Source organism: Hymenobacter qilianensis (assembly GCF_014489555.1).
GTDB lineage: Bacteria > Bacteroidota > Bacteroidia > Cytophagales > Hymenobacteraceae > Hymenobacter > Hymenobacter qilianensis.
In genome coordinates this window covers 3349755-3367545 of record NZ_CP060784.1, presented here as the reverse complement: position 1 = coordinate 3367545, position 17791 = coordinate 3349755, and the positions used below count along the sequence as shown (strand labels likewise).

Here is a 17791-nt window from a genome sequence, read left to right as displayed (position 1 = left end):
TACTTTCCACTCCGCTTCTATTCCTTAGCTATGATTCCCGAAATCCGCCAAGCGTACAACCAAGCCTTTAGCGTATCGCGCTACCAGGAAATGCTCGAAGCCATTGAGCGTGAGTTGCCTGGCCTGCCGGATTTCCGAATTGCTGAAACGCCCATTTTTGTACCTGCTGCCCTGCGGGATAAGCTCATCAGCGCCGGCGAAAGCATCATTGATGTGCTTACGGCTCCCAATTTCAAATCGCTTACCGAGCAGGCTGTGCCGCCTCGCCAGCGCGTGCCCAATGAAAACGAGCACACTTCTTTCCTGGCAATTGACTTTGCCGTTTGCCGCAATGCGCAAGGCGACCTGGAGCCTCAGCTAATTGAGCTACAGGGCTTTCCATCGCTTTATGCGTTTCAGGACTTTCTGCCGCGGGTGTTTCGGGAGCATTTTCCGGTGCCCGATTCGGTTTCGCATGTGTTTCAGCCGGGTGGGAGCGCCGCTTACATCGAGCATTTGCGGCAGCTGATTGTAGCCGATGAAAATCCGGAGCAGGTGATCTTACTGGAGCTATTTCCGGAAAAGCAGAAAACCCGTCTCGACTTCGAGCTGACGCGCCGGGCTTTGGGGATTGAGGTTGTTTGCCTGACCAAGGTTCGCAAGCAAGGACGGCAGCTGTACTATGAGAAAGAAGGCCGTCATGTTCCTATCAAGCGCATTTATAACCGCCTGATTTTCGACGAATTGGATCAGCACCCCGATCTGAAAACGGAGTTTCAGCTCACCGACGATGTGGACGTTACGTGGGTGGGGCACCCGAACTGGTTTTTCCGCATCAGCAAGTACACTATGCCCTTGCTGCACAGTCCGTTTGTGCCCGAAAGCCACTTCCTGCACACGCTGACTACCTATCCCGCTGATCTGGAAAATTATGTCCTTAAGCCGCTATTTTCCTTTGCCGGCAGCGGCGTGCGCCTGCACATAACCGCTGCCGACCTTGATGCCATTACGGATAAGCAGAACTACCTGCTGCAACGCAAAGTGCAGTACGAGCCCGTGGTGCAGTCGCCGGACGGGCTGGTGAAATGCGAAATCAGGATGCTGTATGGCTGGCCGGAGCAGGCGCCACGGCCGCTCTTGCTCACCAATCTGGGTCGCCTGAGTCGGGGCGAAATGATTGGGGTTGATTTTAATAAAAATAAAGATTGGGTGGGCGGCACAGTGTGCCTGTTCGAATGAGTCTGTTCACTTCATTCACAGGTTGTTAGCTAAAAAAGCCCCCCAGGGGGCTTTTTTCGTTTGTGGGCCCAAAGGAATTGTTTCGCGGAGAGGTTTGAGGAGAAGTTTAGCGTCAGAAATCGGGGCGAATTTGTAGTATAAAAATAATATCTATTCTTAATACAAGAACGTAGATTGTTTATCCGTCACCAAACACCTGTCTCATGAAACAGACTCTACTTTTTCGGCTGCTTTGCTGCCTTCTACTCGCGCACGGGGCCGGTGCATGGGCACAGGCGCCCCTCACCACCAGCCCCTACACCCAAAACTTTGATTTGCTGCCTGCTACCGGCACAAATGAGAAAACTACGCTTCCCACTGGCTGGGATTTCGCGGAGGTGGGAACGGCAGCAAATACTACCTATACGGCCAATAATGGCGCTCTGAATAGCGGCAATACATATAGCTACGGAGCCGATGGGTCGACGGACCGGGCGCTGGGGGGCTTACTTAGCGGTAGCGTGACACCTACGCTGGGAGCTTCTTTCACCAACAATACCAGCGCTACCATCACTAGCCTCACCCTGACGTATCAGGGCGAAACCTGGCGCGTTGGCGGCACTGCCCGCTCCGACCGACTTGATTTTCAATACAGTACGTCTGCCACTTCGCTCACTACCACCGATGGCTGGCTGGATGTGGATGCGCTCGACTACAGCAATCCGCCCAGCGCAACTGTTATTGGTGGCGGGGTAGCTACTCCTATTCATACGGCTACGCTCACGGCCACCATCAGCAACCTGAACATCGCTCCGAACGCCACTTTCTGGATTCGCTGGACCGATTTCAATGCCGCCGGCGCCGATGACGGAATGGCCATTGACGACTTTTCTTTGTCGTTCAACGCGGGCACCCCTTCGCCCCTGCTGAGTGTAACCCCAGCCAGTCTGGCCTTCGACCGCCAAGCTATTAACACCAACTCGGCGCTCAAGTCCTATACCATCACCGGCAGCAGCCTGACAGCCGACGTAACAGCCACGGCCCCAGCTGGTTTTGCTTTATCCAAAAGCAACGCTCCCGCCGCTGTCTTCACTTCTACGCTCACTTTTACGCCCGCTGAGTTGGCTACGGCCCAAACGGTGTATGTGCGCTTTACTCCCACCACAGGCGGCGCTACCAGCGGGGCCATCACGCATACCAGCACCGGGGCGGAAGCCAAGAGTGTAGCCGTTTCTGGTACGGGCATCGATCCAAACAACAACCTGTTTTCGTTTGACGTGTGCCCCAGCGGCTCTACCAGCTTCGATACCTGGACGGCCGTCAGCGTGACGGGCCCGCAAACCTGGGGCTGCACCACCTTTGGCCGCGCAGGCAACGACCCCACCAACCGCGCTTCTGCACCTAATGGACTACAGATCAATGGTTTTGCTTCGGGTGCTAGTGTACCCAATGAGGATTGGTTGATTTCGCCGGCCTTTGACTTGAGCACCTTTCAGTTTCCTATTTTCTCGTTCTGGAGCCGGGTGGCTTTCTCGGGTGCGGCGCTGCGGCTGCGGGTTTCGACCAACTACTCGGGAACGGGCAGCCCAACCGCCGCCGGCGTCACCTGGACCGACCTGAACGCTGACTTCCCCGGCAGTGGCTCCGATGTCTGGACGCTAACGCCTGATATCGACCTTACTCGCTTTAAAGCGCCCAACGTTTACATAGCTTTTGTATACACCAGTGGCCCGGAGTTGGGAGCCGCCCGTTGGACGTTGGATGATTTGCGCCTGCAAAACGCCAATGCACCAGCCGCCCCGGTTTTGCTGCTCAACCCCGCTAGTCTGGCCTTTGGCTATCAGGCAATTAACGCGTCGGCCCAACAAACGCTCACTGCTACCTTCCGCAACCTGACGGGCCCCGTAACCATTACATCATCTGACCCAGCCTTCCAGCTCTCCAAAAACGGCACTACTGCCTTTTCTAATTCCCTGACTTACACCGTAGAGGAGGCCAATTTCACTTCCACCACCCTAACCGTGCGCTTCACGCCTACACTGACGGCGCGCTCCTATACTTCTACCTTAACAGCCAGTACCACAGGCGCCTCCAATGTAACTGTAGCCGTATCAGGCAATACGTACGCGCCAGACAACACGCTGGACGTAGCCAACTGGAATATTGAGTGGTTTGGCTCTACAGCGCAGGCACCTGCCAATGATGACTTGCAGCAGACCAACGTACAGACTATTCTGACAAACCTGAATGCTGATGTATATGGGCTGACGGAAGTAGTGGACACGGCCCGCTTGGGTGCGGTGGTGCGCCAGCTGCCCGGCAGCTTTAAGTATAAGGTGGCAGAATTCGGTTCAAATGCCCCCGACAACAACGACCCCGACTATGCTTCGGCCCAGAAGCTGGTTTTTGTGTATCGCACGGGTGTCGTGAGCAATCCTACGTTCTCCGGACTGTTGCGCTGCCCCAATAACGCCACTACTTGCCCCCAGTATAACGCTTGGTCTTCGGGACGCTTTCCTTATTTAATGGAGGCTGATATAACTATCAACGGCCAGACGAAGCGCATAAACTTTGTGCTTATTCACGCCAAAGCCAACGAAAACACCTCCGTTGCGGATGCTCAGGAGGCCTACGACCGTCGTAAGGTGGGAGCCGATGCGCTGAAAGCAGAGCTGGACACGCGCTTCGGCAGCGGCAACGTTATTATTCTGGGCGACTTCAATGATGACCTCGACCAGACCGTGGCCTCCGGCGTGAACACCACCGCTACATCGTTCAGCGCCTTCACCACCGACGTGGCCAACTACACAGCGCTCACCTTGCCTTTGAGCCAGACAGGCCAGCGCTCCACCGTCGATTTTGGCGACGTTATCGACCACGTTGTGGTGTCCAGCGAGCTGAATACTTTTTACCTGCCTTCTACGGCTCAGCTCCGCACCGATCTGGCGGCCCTAATTCCCAACTACGCCAACACCACTTCTGACCATTATCCTGTATTGACGCGCTTTGCTTTTGGCTACGTAACGGCCAGCAGCAGTGCACAAAAGGCTAATGCTCAGCTGGATATTTATCCGAATCCGGCTACCAGTAAGGTGCAGCTGCGCCTGCCAGCTGCCGCCGGACAGCAGGTGCGTATGCAGGTAATGAGCGCCGATGGCCGGGCCGTGGCACAGGCGGCGGGCTCTTTGGAGCAAGTCAACCAACGGCTTAATCAGCAACTATCTAGCCTCAGTGAGGGCGTGTATATTCTACGCATTACAAGTCCGGGCCAGACCTATGTAAAGCGGTTTGTGAAACAATAGACGAACGTCTGACAGGTTTCAACCCAATAAAGAAGGTCCTACTTGGTAAGTGGGACCTTCTTTGTTCTAGGGGTTGTCTGGGGGCTTTTTTCTTAAGGTGAAGAAAGCGGAAGCCCCGGTTTGAGATCTGCTACCCTAAAAAAGCCCCCAGACTGTTATAGCGCTTCATTTTGATCGTGACAACCTATTGCAGGCATCAACTTGCGCTCAAAAATTATCTATCGAGCAAGACTTCTACAACGCCAGCCCGTTCTCAACCGTACCCATTTTACCAACCCCTTACTTAACATATTGCTCATGTCCTCACTGTACGAAAAAGGCCTCGCCATTTCAAAAAACGCACTTTTCAACGTATTCCTGGGCCGGGCCAGCAAACTGCTGGGACGGCCGTTCCGCGTTGCACTCATCCTGCGCGAAGTAGCTTCCAAGCTCGACGCAAAAGACAGTAAAAAGGGGCCCATACAACAGGTCATTGATATGGCACGCACGCTGATTCGCTTAATAGGTGCCTTTGTCAGCGGCTCGTATCGGCAAATCGAAACGACGACTATCATCTCCGGCCTCGCCGTGCTCCTGTATGTGCTGTCGCCCATCGACCTGGTGCCCGATTTTATCCCTGTAGTCGGTTTTCTGGATGATCTGAGTCTGATTAGCTGGTTTATCGGCAAGTTTCAGGGTGAGATTGCTCGCTTTCAGGCTTGGGAAAGCAAATCGGCGGCGCCCAACAATGGTGTTATCGGTCTTCCTTCCGCGCCTGCTGTTGCCGATAAGTCGCAGCCTGCCGTAGCTGAACTAGGTCACTCTTAGTATCTTACACTTGTTGCAGCCCTCCGCTGGTCGTCCTGAGTGGCGGCCAGCGGAGGGCTGACTCTTGCGTGCGAATTGCCCCCAAACGAATTAATAGGCTGGTTTTCAAACTTACTTAGCTGAAAAAGCGCTCCAAACACGCCTACAATACTCTTTCGCCATTCCTTGCCGATGTCTACACGCCGATTTGCTGCCCGTCTGGTTCTGCTGAGCCTCACGCTACTCTCCTTTTTGCCCCCGCCCGTGCCGATGAGGGCATGTGGCTGCCAATGCTGCTCAAGCAGCTAAACGAGGCGGATATGCAGAAAAAAGGCCTTCAGCTTACAGTAGAGCAAATTTACAGCGTCAATCAAGGCAGCTTGAAGGACGCCGTAGTGCAGTTTGGTGGTGGCTGCACGGGCGAGATTATCTCCGACCAGGGCCTTTTGCTCACCAACCATCACTGCGGCTACAGCCAGATTCAAAGCCACTCCTCCGTTGAGAAAGACTACCTCACCAAGGGCTACTGGGCCATGAGCCGCGACCAGGAATTGCCCAATCCGGGCCTGACAGCTACGTTTATCGTGCGCATGGAGGATGTAACCAGCCAGGTATTAGCCGGCGTGCCGGCCACTGGTCTTGGGGAGGCTGAGCGCGAGCGGCTGGTGCAGCAGAACGGGCAGCGCGTGGCGCAGGCCGCCGTACAAGGCACGCATTATCAGGCATTTGTGCGACCCTTCTTCAATGGCAACGAGTATTATATGTTCGTCACGGAGGTTTTCCAGGATGTGCGCCTGGTGGGTGCACCGCCTTCGGCCATCGGCAAGTTTGGCGGCGACACCGATAACTGGATGTGGCCCCGCCACACCGGCGACTTCTCGCTGTTCCGTATCTATGCCGGGCCTGACAACAAGCCAGCCACCTATTCACCTGACAACAAACCATTTAAGCCGCGCCATCACCTGGCTATTTCCCTAAACGGCGTCAAGCCCGGCGACTTCACCCTGGTTTTCGGTTTTCCGGGCCGGACCAATGAATACCTGACTTCCTGGGGCGTCGATGAGTTGTATTCGCTTTCCAACCCCGCCAAAATCAAGGTGCGCGATGCCAAGCTTCACATTCTGGATCAGGATATGAAGGCTTCGGATAAAGTGCGCATTCAGTACGCGGCCAAATATGCCAGCTTAGCCAACTACTGGAAAAAGTGGATAGGCGAAAATCGGGGCCTTAAAAAGCTGGATGCCGTGGCCCGCAAGCGCGAGCAGGAAGCTCGTTTTACGCAGTGGGCCAACACCAGCGACGCTGCCCGCAAGGCCACTTACGGTGCGCTGCTTCCCGAATTCGAGAAAAACTATAATAGCCTCCGCGACCTAACCGTGGCCCGCGACTACGTAACCGAAGCTGCCATGGGCGTGGAACTACTGCTTTACGCTAATAGCCTCAGCGCTTTAGGCGACATGGCCGCAGCCAAAACGCCCGCCGCCGACATTACTGCCGCAGTAGAAAAGCTTAAGAAAGGAGCCGTGGGCTTCTTCAGAAATTACAATAAACCAACTGATCAAAAAGTGGCGGCGGCCTTACTTGCCCTCTACGCGGACGGCACTCCCACCGCTCTGCTTCCCGACTACGTGAAGGCACTACGCAAACAATATCCCGGCCCCACGGGCTGGGCCAACTATGCCTCCACGCTGTATGCAAAATCACGCCTTACTACCCAGGCGGATGCCTACGCAGTGCTCGATGAAGTAGCTCAGGGAAACGCCCGCGCGTTATTGAATGACCCAGCCTATCAGCTTGTTAATGCTATCGTTACAAACTACCGCGCGAATATTTTGCCGCCCTATACTATTGCCACCGACAACGTAGCCGTGCTTTCCCGCACGTATCTGGCGGGGTTACGGCAAATGCAGACGGACCGCAAGTTTTACCCCGATGCCAACTCTACCTTGCGGGTGGCTTACGGCCAAGTAGCTGGCTATGAGCCCGCTGACGGCGTGCGCTATGCCTATTATACTACCCTGGATGGCCTCATGGCCAAAGCTGACTCTGCCAATCCGGATTTCGAAGTCCCGGCCCGCCTTACCGATTTGTACCGGAAGAAAGACTATGGCCCTTATGCCGTAAATGGCACGGTGCCGGTGGCCTTTATTGCCACAAATCACACGACGGGGGCAATTCTGGCTCACCGGTTATCAATGGCCGGGGCGAGCTGATTGGGGTCAACTTCGACCGTAACTGGGAAGGGACCATGAGCGACATCATGTTTGACCCCGACCGCGTCCGCAATATCACCCTCGATGTGCGCTACATGTTGTTCGTGGTCGATAAATATGCCGGGGCTAAGCACTTAGTAAATGAGATGACGCTTGTAAGCGGGCCTGTTGCCGCACCATCTGAGATGAAGGCCAAGAAGAAAACTAAACGATTGAAGAAGACCAAGTAATGGTTCCTGATTCGCCTGTTGAAAATCAGTGTCATGCAGAGCACAGCGAAGCATCTCGCTCGCAGTAGTGGGATTACTAATCGACCATCCATCAGCACGCTAGATGCTCCGCTCTGTAAGACGAGCTAGTGGATTGAATTAAAGGAGATAACCAATGAAGAGTGTAGCTTTTCTAGTCAGGCGCCTTTTCTAAGCTAATTGGCCTTACTTTCGATTGATAGCCACAGCTTACTTTTTAAGCTGGTTCCAGCCATTGGCTTTGTGTCGTTTTTCTCTCTTCTCTATGAATAGTGCTTCACTTAGCTGTATAGTTTTTTTGCTGTTTGCATTTTTGGTAAGCCGGTCTGTTGCGGTTTTGGCTCAAGCTTCATCAGCTGCGTCGGCTGTTACTATGCTGCTGCGTCCGGCGGCGGTTTTCGATGGGGAGAACCTGCATTCGGGCTGGGTGGTAGTGGTAAGCGGCGACAAGATTACGGCCGCTGGTCCGGCCGCCCAGGTCGCAGCGCCGGCTGGGGCACGCACGCTGGAGCTGCCGGGACTTACGCTGCTGCCGGGCCTGATTGAGGGGCATTCGCACATGCTGCTTCACCCTTATAATGAGACGAGTTGGAATGACCAAGTGCTACTGGAGTCGCAGGCGCTGCGGGTGGCCCGCGCTACTGCCCACGCCCGGCAAACGCTGCTGTCCGGCTTCACCACCGCCCGCGACCTAGGCAGCGAGGGTGCCGGCTACGCCGATGTGGGCTTAAAACAAGCTATTAACCAAGGCATTATACCCGGCCCACGCCTACTTGTGGCCACGCTGGCGCTGGTAGCCACCGGTAGCTACGGTCCCAAGCTTTCCGTGGATGTAAATGCCCCCCAGGGTGCGCAGGAAGCCGATGGCGTAGACGGTATTGTGCGGGCCGTACGCGAGCAAATCGGGAAAGGCGCCGACATCATCAAAGTGTACGCCGATTATCGCTGGGGACAGGGCGAGCCTTCCCGACCTACATTTTCGCAGGACGAGCTGAACCTGATTGTGCAAACAGCGCGAGCTGCGGGCCGCCCGGTAGTGGCCCACGCCAGCACGCCCGAAGGTATGCGGCGGGCCACACTAGCCGGCGTTGAAACCATTGAGCACGGCGATAATGGCACGCCGGAAATATTTAAACTGATGAAGCAGCGCGGTGTAGCTCTCTGCCCAACGGTCGCCGCCGGCGACGCCATTTCCCAATATCAGGGCTGGCGCAGAGGCACTTCGCCCCTACCCGAACGCGTGCAGCAAAAGCGTACCAGCATGCAGGCAGCCCGCAAGGCCGGGGTCGAGTTAGTGATAGGCGGTGATGTGGGCGTATTCACGCACGGCGACAATGTGCGCGAAATGGAACAGCTGGTGCAGGATCATGGCCTGCAGCCGCTGGAGGTATTGCGCGCGGCTACCAGCGGCAACGCCCGCATTTTTCATCTCGCCGACCGCGGCAGCGTCCGCCCCGGCTTGCTTGCCGACCTGGTAGCGGTAGCCGGAGACCCCACCCGCGATGTGGCGGCCCTGCGACAGGTAAAGTTGGTGATGAAAGGCGGCGTGCTGTACGCCCAGCCATAAAAGATGTGAGCGAGGCCGATGCTTACAGCTTTTCCTCCACGCCTAGCCCAAACAAGGCAAAATCGTACCTTACGGGGTCGTGGGGGGCAAAATCGCGCAGATGCGCGGTCAGCTCTTCGGCTGCTGACCAATCGACTAAGCGGCGCGTAAGCAGGCCCAGGCGGCGGGCAACGCGCTCCACGTGCACATCGCACGGGCAGACCAGATCGGTCATGGGCAGGCGCGTCCAAAGGCCGAAGTCTACGCCGCGGTCGTCGCGGCGCACCAGCCAGCGCAGGTACATATTCACCCGTTTGCAGGCCGAGCCGCGAGCCGGCGTTGCCACATGCTTGCGGGTCCGCTGGGGAGCATCGGGCAAGCTAAAGAACAGTGTGTGAAAGTTTTCGAGACGCTGGCGCTGAGTGTTACCCTGCAAAAAAGCGTCTTCCAACGTATCGTGGCTGGCATAATACCAGCGCAGCCAATGCACGAAATACAGCAGATCGGTGTCGCAGAAGGTGCGGTGGCAGAATCCCAACAGCTTCTTCAAATCTTCATCGGAGTGCTGGGTAATGAACTGGTAGGGCGCATCGTCCATGCGTCGCATGAGCTCGTGGCACTTGCTGATGATGGTCGGGCGACGCCCCCAGGCTAACAGAGCCGCAAAAAGTCCGCTTATTTCCACGTCCTGTCGCTGCGAAAACCGGTGCGGAATACTAATCGGGTCGTTGGCTATGAAGGCCGGCCGGTTGTAGCGGTCGTGGTGGTCGTCGAGAAACTCCCGGAGCTGAGCGTGATTCAAATGAAGGAGTTAGGAGCTAGGAGGTAGAAGCTGGGAGCTAGGTGGTAGGAGTCAGGAGCCAGAAAGAATACTGGCGACCAATCTCCAGCTTATACCTCCTAGCTCTTCCCCTACGGCACGTAAGAAGTTTCGACGCGGAAGCGGTTGTCGGGCGTGGACAGACGCTGCACGGCGCGGGGTGATAGGCGCACCAGAATGTTGCTGTTTTCGCCGGTATCAGGCAATTGCCCAATGACGCGGACGTATACCGACTGCCCATTCATGATATTGCGCACCTGCATAATGGTACCCACAGCGGCTGTTTTGTGCAAGGCCAGATACTTATCGGTGCCCGTGCCTTCAATTCTGGTAGCTAGCCCGCTTTCGGTTACTCTACGCACGATTTCACTAGCCCGCTCGGGGGCGCGCTCCTCCGCTTCCTGGGCCGGCGTACGCACAGAATCTTTTGTATTAGCAGCGACAGGAGCCGTTCGGGCGGGCACCGGGGCCGTCACAACTGGCTTTGGCGGGGCAGGTGCTGGTGTGGAGGTGGGCGCGGAAGCAGCGGGCGTTTCTACGGGTGCAGGGGAAGGAGTAGCCGACGCTGTTGCCGTTGCGGCCGCCTTCGCGCCTGCCGGCACGATAATCAGGCGCTGTCCGACCTTTACGCCCGTAGTGGCAGGCAGGCCGTTAAAGCGTGCAAGGTCAGCGGGAGCAAGCTGAAACAGGCGTGCCACGGCGTAGAGCGTCTGGCCTTTTTGCACCGTGTACACGCGGTTTCCGTTGTCGTCGGTGGGCAGAGAGCGGGCGGCGGCAACGGTATTAGCGGGCGCTGATGGTCGGGCGGCGGGGCTTGTTGGCGCGGGCGTTGTGAGCACTACCCGTGTGCGTGGCACCAACACTATCTGTCCCGTTACGAGGGCACCTTTGAGCGAAGAATTGGTTTCCACAATTTGCTCGACGGGCACCGAATAGCGCCGCGAGAGGCCATAAAGGGTTTCACCAGCCACCACACGGTGCTTGATGAGCATTTTATTATTACGGTATTCAACCCCAATGGAATCGGGCGGGAGAATGGGCCGGGGCGCGGCGGTGGCGGCAAAACCAGCGAGAACAAACGCAGGCAGCAGCAACAGAAAACGGGTCATACGAGCAGTTCGCGAAAAACGAGTGGCCCCAAATTCAGGGTGGGGCAGCTTAGGGGGAAATCTAAAAGCGCCGAAAGATAAAAAATAATCCCAGCTGAGTCCCAAAAAGGCCATTTCTGAATGATTCAACGATGCCCGATAAGCCACTTATACCTAACGTGGTCGGGCTTCATTTATTGGCCTACCACGCCACATTCCGCATATAAGCAACGGGCAACTCAGGGCTTTCGCTGTTCTTTGCAAAAAGCCCCCCAGCTTGTATCCAGCTTTCGCAAACTCCTTTTTATGATCCACGCCATTGGTATTATTCCCGCCCGCTACGCCTCCACTCGCTTGCCCGGCAAGCCGTTGGTTGATCTGGGGGGCAAATCCATGATTCAACGAGTCGTGGAGCAGGCGCGGCTGTCTAGTCTGAGCCGGGTGGTGGTAGCCACGGATGATGAGCGCATTCTAGAGCACGTGCACGGTTTCGGGGGCGAGGCAGTGCTCACTGACCCCGACCACCCCAGCGGCACTGACCGCGTGTTCGATGCCTACCAGCAGCTCGGCGTAACTGCCGATTGTATCATCAATATTCAAGGCGACGAGCCCTTTATTCACCCCGCGCAAATCAATGCTCTCGTAGCGCTTTTTGAGGGTGAAAAAGCCCCCCAGCTTGCCACATTAGTCAAGCCAGTGCTCAGCGAGGACGAGTTATTCAGTCCGCATCTGCCCAAAGTGGTGCTTGATTCCCAGGGCTACGCAATGTATTTCAGTCGTCATCCCCTGCCCTATCAACGCCAATATGAATCAGTTCAATGGCTTGCACACCATCGCTACCTACGCCACATCGGCCTGTATGCCTACCGGCCCGATGTGCTGGCCGCTATTACCAAACTGCCGCCCTCCTCGCTGGAGCAGGCCGAAAGTCTGGAGCAGCTGCGGTGGCTGGAGAACGGCTTTCGCATTCTGACCGCGGAAACGGAGCTGGAAACCATCGGCATCGATACGCCTGAGGATGTGGAGCGGGCCAGGAAGTTATTGAAAATGACCGCATAAAAGCCCCCAGCCCTTTTTCGCGCTTGCTAGGTGCCGGGAGGCTGGTGGGCTCGCTCCGTCACGGCTTGTTCGGCGCTCTGACGTTCTTCCGCCTGCATTTCCTTGGTCAAGAAATAGTTGAGGCCCGTTCGGATGACGGCAATGGCGCCTAGCTGCCCAATTTGCTCCCAACTCGGGGCAATAGCCGTGGATAGTATATCAGCGCCCAATTGAAACTCCAGCGCCAGGGCCAGGTAGCGGGCCAGCGTCAGGCGAATGGCCGTAAAGTTGGCCGTACGACGCTGTATCAAGGCTTTTATCAGCAACCAGGCCGCCACCAGTATGCCAAGGGCAATAATGAACGCCCCAATAGTTTCGACACCCAGCTTAAGCCACTGTACGGCGTTTATAATGCCGCTTTCGGCTAATTCACGTGGGTTAACAGATTCCATTGAGGTGAATAAAGTGACTTCGCTATTGCTACTATTCTAACCACCAGACTTCTTCGCTTTATAGCCCTGATCTAGCAGTACGCCCATCACTTTATCGCGGAAATCGCCCTGGATAAGGATGTCGCCTTCTTTGGCGTTGCCGCCCACTCCGCATTTGGTTTTGAGCAGCTTAGCCAAGGTTTGCAGGTCCGCATCCTGGCCCACGAAGCCGGTGATGAGCGTCACTTGCTTGCCTCCGCTTTTGCGGTCGAGGTGCACGCGCAGGTTTTGTTGCTGGGGCGGCAGGGTTACCACCGATTCTTCGTCGGCGTGCTGGTAGGAAAAGTCGGAGTTGGTGGAGTACACCACGCCTTCGCGGCTGCGGCGGTTTTTGTCGGCTTTCATGCTTTTAAATGGTTGAATGCTAAATGGCTGAATGGGTGAGGGTTAAATGGCTGATCGTTCAACGAGTTGCCAGAGCAATAAGCTATTTAACTCTCACCCATTCAGCCATCTAAACTATACGGCTACCTCCAAAGCTAGAGGCAGCAATTCTATTTCAAAGCTAGTGGCTTCGCCCGCATAGTCGCCATCTACGTGAAAGCCTATAGGCGCGACGGCCTCTACCAGTACGTGCCGCGAGGTATGATATACTGCCGCTCCCGACTGGGGCAAATCGCCTAGGGCCAGGCCAAGAGCCACGCGCACGGCTCGGCGTAGCGGTAGCGCATCAATCAGGCACACGTCAAGCAGGCCGTCGCGAATATCGGCGCGGGGGGCAATGTAGGCGTTGTTGCCGTACTGCCCGGCATTGGCAAAAGCCAGCACGTAGCAATCGGTGGTCAGCGTGCGGTTGTTGAGCGTGACCGTTATAGGCTTGGGCTGAAAAGTCCGGTATTCACGAAGCGCCACGCGCACATAAGTACCTAGGCCGCGAGTACCAGCCGTGGCGAAGCACTTGCTCACGTGGGCATCAAACCCCAGCCCTGCCGTGCAGAAGAACGGACGCCCATTGATGCGCCCCACATCCATACGCTGAAACTCGGGCTGGCTCATTCGGCGGATTGCGGCTGGCAGGGCCAATGGCACCTCCAGATGCCTTGCTAGGCCATTGCCGGAGCCTCGCGGCAGAATCCCCATGGCGGCATTCGTACCCAGTAAGCCGCGTCCCACTTCGTTTACCGTGCCATCGCCGCCCACGGCCACTACCGTACGAAACCCTTCAGCGGCGGCCGTACGAGCTATTTCTTCCGCGTGCCCGGCATAAGCCGTCAGGCGCAAGGCGTGGTCAACGGCGGAATGATCGAGGTGTTGCTCAATCAGGGCCGGCACATCTTGCGCACGGTTGGTGCCGGAAGCAGGATTCAGGATAAAACAGATACGCGGCTTGGCGGGCATAGATGGATAGAAACGCGGCGCGAAGCGCAAGGTTGAGTAGCGAAATAAGTAGAAGCGGCGAGAGGTAAAATGCCGGGTGCTGATGCTGGTCAAAACACTCGAAAAAGCCCCCAGTCGCTTTAAATTTCTAACAGAAAAGCCCACCCAAAGTGGGCGGGCTTTTCTGTTAGAAAGCAATGTAGCAGGAGCTATTTCGCCATTTTCTGGCCCAACTGCTGAATCAGATCAGCGGTGCGCGTGCTGTAGCCGAACTCGTTATCATACCAGCCTACCACTTTCACCAGCGTACCGTTGGCGGCCGTCAGCTGCGAGTCGAAGATGCAAGAATGCGGATTGCCTACGATGTCGATGCTTACTAACGGATCGGTAGAGTACTCGATGATGCCTTTCATGGGGCCTTCAGCGGCCTTGCGTACGGCCTCATTGATTTGCTCCTTCGTTACTTCCTGCTTCAGAATTACGGTCAGGTCGGTAGTAGAGCCATCCGGCACGGGCACGCGCATGGCGATACCATCAAGCTTGCCTTTTAGCTGGGGCAACACCAAACCTACGGCCTTAGCGGCGCCGGTGCTGGTCGGAATGATGCTCAATGCAGCAGCGCGGGCGCGGCGCAGATCCTTGTGCGGTGCGTCCTGCAGGTTTTGGTCGGAGGTATACGCGTGTACGGTGGTGATATAGCCTTTCTCAATGCCGAAAGCCTCGTCCAACACCTTCGCCATAGGAGCCAGGCAGTTGGTAGTGCAGCTGGCGTTCGACAGAATGGTTTCGTCGCCGGTCAGGATGTCTTCGTTTACGCCCAATACTACGGTTGGAATGTTGCCCGTGGCAGGGGCCGAAATCACAACTTTTTTGCAGCCGGCAGTGAGGTGCTGACCAGCGCCAGCCTCGTCCACGAAGCGGCCCGTAGACTCCAGCACTACGTCGATGCCCAGCTCGCCCCAAGGCAATAGCTTAGGATCACGCTCGGCCAGCGCTTGAATACGTTGGCCATTTACAGTCAGGCTGTTATCATCAAACTCCACCGTGCCATCGAAGCGGCCGTGTACGGAGTCATATTTAAGCAGGTGAGCCAGCGTCTTATTATCAGTCAGGTCATTGATTGCTACAACTTCCACGTTGTCGCGGCCGAGCAGAGACTTGAACGTGAGACGACCAATGCGACCGAAGCCGTTGATGGCGACTTTAATTTTAGCCATGATGAGAGGTTTGGGGTTTGGGAATTAAGAAGACCACGAGGGGCCCTGGTGGAAACGCGCAGCGAAGGTACAGGGCTAAGGGAATATAGCCAAATCAACCACTAAGCCATCTGCTTTGCTTTTCTTCTTACGGTTTTTTGCCGTTCCCGACGGGCTTGAAGCTTAAAATTTGCCCCCTACAAAAAGAATTTCTTCCTGAAAGTCAGCCTATTTGCTGCTGGGGGGCTTTTTTTTTGGCGCTACGTATTGCGCTGAATTATCCTTGCCTTATCTTTGCACCACTAAAAACGAGTAAGGCACATCATCTGGTCCGTTCGTCTAGGGGTTAGGACAGTAGATTTTCATTCTACCAACAGGGGTTCGATTCCCCTACGGACTACTTAACCACTCGTTTTTGGCAATAAAAAGCCGCTCTGCATTATGCAGAGCGGCTTTTTGCGTTTAAGCGGTTTGTGCACCACATGACGGTTTGCGACTATCACCACATAAAGCTGGCGCTTAGACAGCAGACATTATTAACGTCCGGCGGAACCGCTTTTTTTCCGGGGAGGGTCTTTTACGCCTCCTTTGGTCAGCGTCAGGGCATACACGCGCCCCGCTTTGTTGGTCAGGAATTCGACCTTACGGTCAGGAATGTTCTGGTTAAAGAACTTTCGAGGGGATTCAGCCACTAATGGCGTGTCCTGATCCTGTAGATACAGCTGGCCATTGATGTAGAGGATGCGAATTTCCTTGTAGTGTCCGGCGTAGTGGGCCAGCTTGGGCGGAGCGACGGCGATAGGGCGATGGACGTACGGTACTTCCACCGCTTTGCCGAACAGGATGCCAGCCAGCCCATAGCCTATCCAGTGCGATTCAGCTTGATTGTTCGATAACACCGTGACTAAAATTCCATCCTGAGGGTATCGGTCCAGAGTGGTCATGGCTCCGAAATATCCCCCACTGTGGGTCAAGAGGTGGCGGCCGTGGCTGTAATAGGGGTCGACAAACACGCCGTAGCCGTAATGATCCAGAAAGCCGTTGCCCGGAAACCGCTTGTTGTGCTGAGTGGCCATGAGCGATTTAGAGGCCTCCGAAAGCAGCGCCGTGCCCCGCAATGCCCGGTCGAGTTTTGCCAGATCACCGGCCGTGGAATACAGCCCGTCGTGGCCCACGTTGAGGTCCCAATTGATGTAAGGGTTTTTGACAAATGTCTCGCCCTCCCGGCAGTATGACCGGGCCAAGCTGGGCACGAGGGCGGTATTACTATGCAGGCCGGTGTTCGTCATAGCAGCCACGTCGAAGATATTTTTTTGCAGATACTCGCCGTACGACATCCCCGAAGCTTTCTCAATGATCTGGCCCAGTAAAAAGTACCCAACGTTACTGTATCCTATGCGGGTGCCAGGATCAAACTGAGCTGGCTGCTTTTGGATAAACGCCAGGGCAGAATCTTTTGAGACGGCCGTGTGGTACAGGTACAGTTCTTCAAAATCCAGGGCTAGGCCGGCCGTGTGGGTCAGCAGCTGGTGCAAGGATATGGCGTCGCCGTTTGGGAAGCCCGGCAGAAACGTACTCAGCTTATCCGTGAGCTGGAGCCGGCCGTGCTCGGCTAGCTGCAGAACAGCCAAAGCAGTGATGTGCTTGGTGATGGAGGCCAGGGCAAACTTGGTGTCCAGAGTGTTAGAAACGGCCCACTCCGCATCGGCCAGCCCGTAGGCTTGGTGCAATAAAATGGTATCGTGACGCGTGATCAGCACAACCCCTGCGAAGCGGTTCACGTCGTGTTGGGCTTGCATATAGGTTGCTAACTGCTGCCGCAGGTGCAATTGCCCCACACTGGTACTGATGCTGCCCAGGCAAAAAAGCAGTACAATAATGGCTAGGCGCATGGGGCCGGCGTGGAGCAGTTGGCAATGATTTTCTGCAGTGTCGAGTGAAACTGAACGAGTTCCTCTTCACTCAGGCCTGCCAGCGCCGTTCGCTGATTGAGCAGAATGGTATCGGTTAGCTGGGCGAGAGTGTGCTGGCCTTGAGGCGTGAGGTGCAGCTCGAATTTCCGGCGGTCGGCAGAGTGCATCCCCCTTGTTAGCAAGCCTTTTTGAACCAACAACTCAATGATGCGGGTCAGGGATGCCTTGTCTTTGAAGACCAGCTCGGCAATCTGTTGCTGGCTAAGAGCAGGGTGCTTATCCAGCACAATTAAGATCAGGGCCTGATCTACAGTGAGCTTGTCTACTACTCGATCAATGTTCTGCTGGCAAAGCCTGCGATACGTTTTTATCGCTTGTTCAAGCGTGTAAAGGACAGTTTGAGTGGGAGTATCGATGGTCATAGGTATTTTATTTGATACAAATATAGTTGATATATCAACAAATAATAGCAATAATTATTTTCACCACCACTATTCAAGTATGGGGGGCTTTTTTACACTCATCCTCACGGGTGACCAGTTTATCCGCACTCTTTCCCGCTATTCACTACCCGATGGGGCAATCCTGCCCGCGTTAGTTGATTTTGTCGGAGCCCTGTGAACAAGATAAGCTTGG

At 55.6% G+C, this 17791-nt stretch carries 13 protein-coding genes, 1 tRNA gene and 1 pseudogene; 7 read left to right on the top strand and 8 right to left on the bottom strand.

The window, feature by feature from the left end; translation table 11 throughout:
• Positions 1-30 precede the first annotated feature (30 nt).
• The 5 genes and pseudogenes from H9L05_RS15300 (at position 31) to H9L05_RS15280 (ending at position 9313) form a co-directional block, all read left to right on the top strand.
• Positions 31-1218, top strand: a complete 1188-nt coding sequence (locus H9L05_RS15300; protein ID WP_187731672.1) for a hypothetical protein — start codon at positions 31-33, stop codon at positions 1216-1218.
• 203 nt (positions 1219-1421) lie between these two features.
• Positions 1422-4499, top strand: a complete 3078-nt coding sequence (locus tag H9L05_RS15295) for a T9SS type A sorting domain-containing protein (RefSeq protein ID WP_187731671.1) — start codon at positions 1422-1424, stop codon at positions 4497-4499.
• A 297-nt stretch (positions 4500-4796) separates the two neighbouring features.
• Complete coding sequence (locus tag H9L05_RS26980; RefSeq protein WP_187731670.1) at positions 4797-5306, top strand: YkvA family protein; 510 nt, start codon at positions 4797-4799, stop codon at positions 5304-5306.
• Positions 5307-5563: 257 nt separating this feature from the next.
• A pseudogene (locus H9L05_RS15285) lies at positions 5564-7728 on the top strand (S46 family peptidase).
• A gap of 391 nt (positions 7729-8119) precedes the next feature.
• Entirely contained in the window at positions 8120-9313 is a 1194-nt protein-coding gene (locus H9L05_RS15280) for a metal-dependent hydrolase family protein (protein ID WP_223284484.1), read from the top strand.
• Between the two features lie 22 nt (positions 9314-9335).
• On the opposite strand, the gene H9L05_RS15275 is transcribed toward H9L05_RS15280, so the two are convergent.
• Together H9L05_RS15275 and H9L05_RS15270 are read right to left on the bottom strand one after the other, a co-directional pair.
• Positions 9336-10094: a TIGR02757 family protein gene (locus H9L05_RS15275; protein WP_187731668.1), complete on the bottom strand. Its 759-nt coding sequence runs from the start codon at positions 10092-10094 to the stop codon at positions 9336-9338.
• Positions 10095-10204: 110 nt separating this feature from the next.
• Positions 10205-11221 (bottom strand): LysM peptidoglycan-binding domain-containing protein, encoded by a 1017-nt coding sequence (locus tag H9L05_RS15270; RefSeq protein WP_187731667.1) that lies wholly within the window; start codon positions 11219-11221, stop codon positions 10205-10207.
• 285 nt (positions 11222-11506) lie between these two features.
• Here H9L05_RS15270 and kdsB point away from each other — a divergent pair, with 285 nt between their 5' ends.
• Positions 11507-12259 carry a 3-deoxy-manno-octulosonate cytidylyltransferase gene (gene kdsB, locus H9L05_RS15265; protein ID WP_373285383.1) on the top strand — a complete coding sequence of 251 codons (753 nt, stop codon included), beginning with the start codon at positions 11507-11509 and terminating at the stop codon, positions 12257-12259.
• Positions 12260-12285: 26 nt separating this feature from the next.
• Here kdsB and H9L05_RS15260 read toward each other — a convergent pair whose 3' ends face one another.
• The 4 genes from H9L05_RS15260 to gap all read right to left on the bottom strand — a co-directional run bounded on the left by H9L05_RS15260 (position 12286) and on the right by gap (position 15263).
• The gene (locus H9L05_RS15260) at positions 12286-12690 is read right to left on the bottom strand and encodes a DUF1622 domain-containing protein (protein ID WP_187731666.1); all 405 of its coding nucleotides are present in this window, start codon (positions 12688-12690) and stop codon (positions 12286-12288) included.
• 36 nt (positions 12691-12726) lie between these two features.
• The gene (locus H9L05_RS15255; RefSeq protein ID WP_187309189.1) at positions 12727-13074 is read right to left on the bottom strand and encodes a translation initiation factor; all 348 of its coding nucleotides are present in this window, start codon (positions 13072-13074) and stop codon (positions 12727-12729) included.
• 114 nt (positions 13075-13188) lie between these two features.
• Complete coding sequence (locus H9L05_RS15250) at positions 13189-14160, bottom strand: diacylglycerol/lipid kinase family protein (protein ID WP_223284483.1); 972 nt, start codon at positions 14158-14160, stop codon at positions 13189-13191.
• 95 nt (positions 14161-14255) lie between these two features.
• Positions 14256-15263: a type I glyceraldehyde-3-phosphate dehydrogenase gene (gap, locus tag H9L05_RS15245; protein ID WP_187309187.1), complete on the bottom strand. Its 1008-nt coding sequence runs from the start codon at positions 15261-15263 to the stop codon at positions 14256-14258.
• 307 nt (positions 15264-15570) lie between these two features.
• Between gap and H9L05_RS15240 the strand changes: the two genes are divergently transcribed.
• A tRNA-Glu gene (locus H9L05_RS15240) sits at positions 15571-15642 on the top strand.
• Between the two features lie 136 nt (positions 15643-15778).
• On the opposite strand, the gene H9L05_RS15235 is transcribed toward H9L05_RS15240, so the two are convergent.
• Both H9L05_RS15235 and H9L05_RS15230 read right to left on the bottom strand, forming a co-directional pair.
• A complete protein-coding gene (locus H9L05_RS15235; protein ID WP_187731665.1) occupies positions 15779-17134 on the bottom strand; it encodes a serine hydrolase domain-containing protein in 1356 nt (451 codons plus the stop codon).
• Positions 17125-17577 carry a MarR family winged helix-turn-helix transcriptional regulator gene (locus H9L05_RS15230; protein WP_187731664.1) on the bottom strand — a complete coding sequence of 151 codons (453 nt, stop codon included), beginning with the start codon at positions 17575-17577 and terminating at the stop codon, positions 17125-17127. The genes H9L05_RS15235 and H9L05_RS15230 overlap by 10 nt, the downstream gene beginning before the upstream one ends.
• Positions 17578-17791: the final 214 nt, after the last annotated feature.

Bases quoted from the DNA above. Each gene is read 5' to 3' on its own strand.
- H9L05_RS15255 (WP_187309189.1), bottom strand. From the start codon at position 13,074: ATGAAAGCCGACAAAAACCGCCGCAGCCGCGAAGGCGTGGTGTACTCC.
- H9L05_RS15295 (WP_187731671.1), top strand. From the start codon at position 1,422: ATGAAACAGACTCTACTTTTTCGGCTGCTTTGCTGCCTTCTACTCGCG.
- H9L05_RS15280 (WP_223284484.1), top strand. From the start codon at position 8,120: ATGCTGCTGCGTCCGGCGGCGGTTTTCGATGGGGAGAACCTGCATTCG.
- H9L05_RS15270 (WP_187731667.1), bottom strand. From the start codon at position 11,221: ATGACCCGTTTTCTGTTGCTGCTGCCTGCGTTTGTTCTCGCTGGTTTT.
- H9L05_RS15300 (WP_187731672.1), top strand. From the start codon at position 31: ATGATTCCCGAAATCCGCCAAGCGTACAACCAAGCCTTTAGCGTATCG.
- H9L05_RS26980 (WP_187731670.1), top strand. From the start codon at position 4,797: ATGTCCTCACTGTACGAAAAAGGCCTCGCCATTTCAAAAAACGCACTT.
- kdsB (WP_373285383.1), top strand. From the start codon at position 11,507: ATGATCCACGCCATTGGTATTATTCCCGCCCGCTACGCCTCCACTCGC.
- gap (WP_187309187.1), bottom strand. From the start codon at position 15,263: ATGGCTAAAATTAAAGTCGCCATCAACGGCTTCGGTCGCATTGGTCGT.
- H9L05_RS15260 (WP_187731666.1), bottom strand. From the start codon at position 12,690: ATGGAATCTGTTAACCCACGTGAATTAGCCGAAAGCGGCATTATAAAC.
- H9L05_RS15235 (WP_187731665.1), bottom strand. From the start codon at position 17,134: ATGCGCCTAGCCATTATTGTACTGCTTTTTTGCCTGGGCAGCATCAGT.
- H9L05_RS15230 (WP_187731664.1), bottom strand. From the start codon at position 17,577: ATGACCATCGATACTCCCACTCAAACTGTCCTTTACACGCTTGAACAA.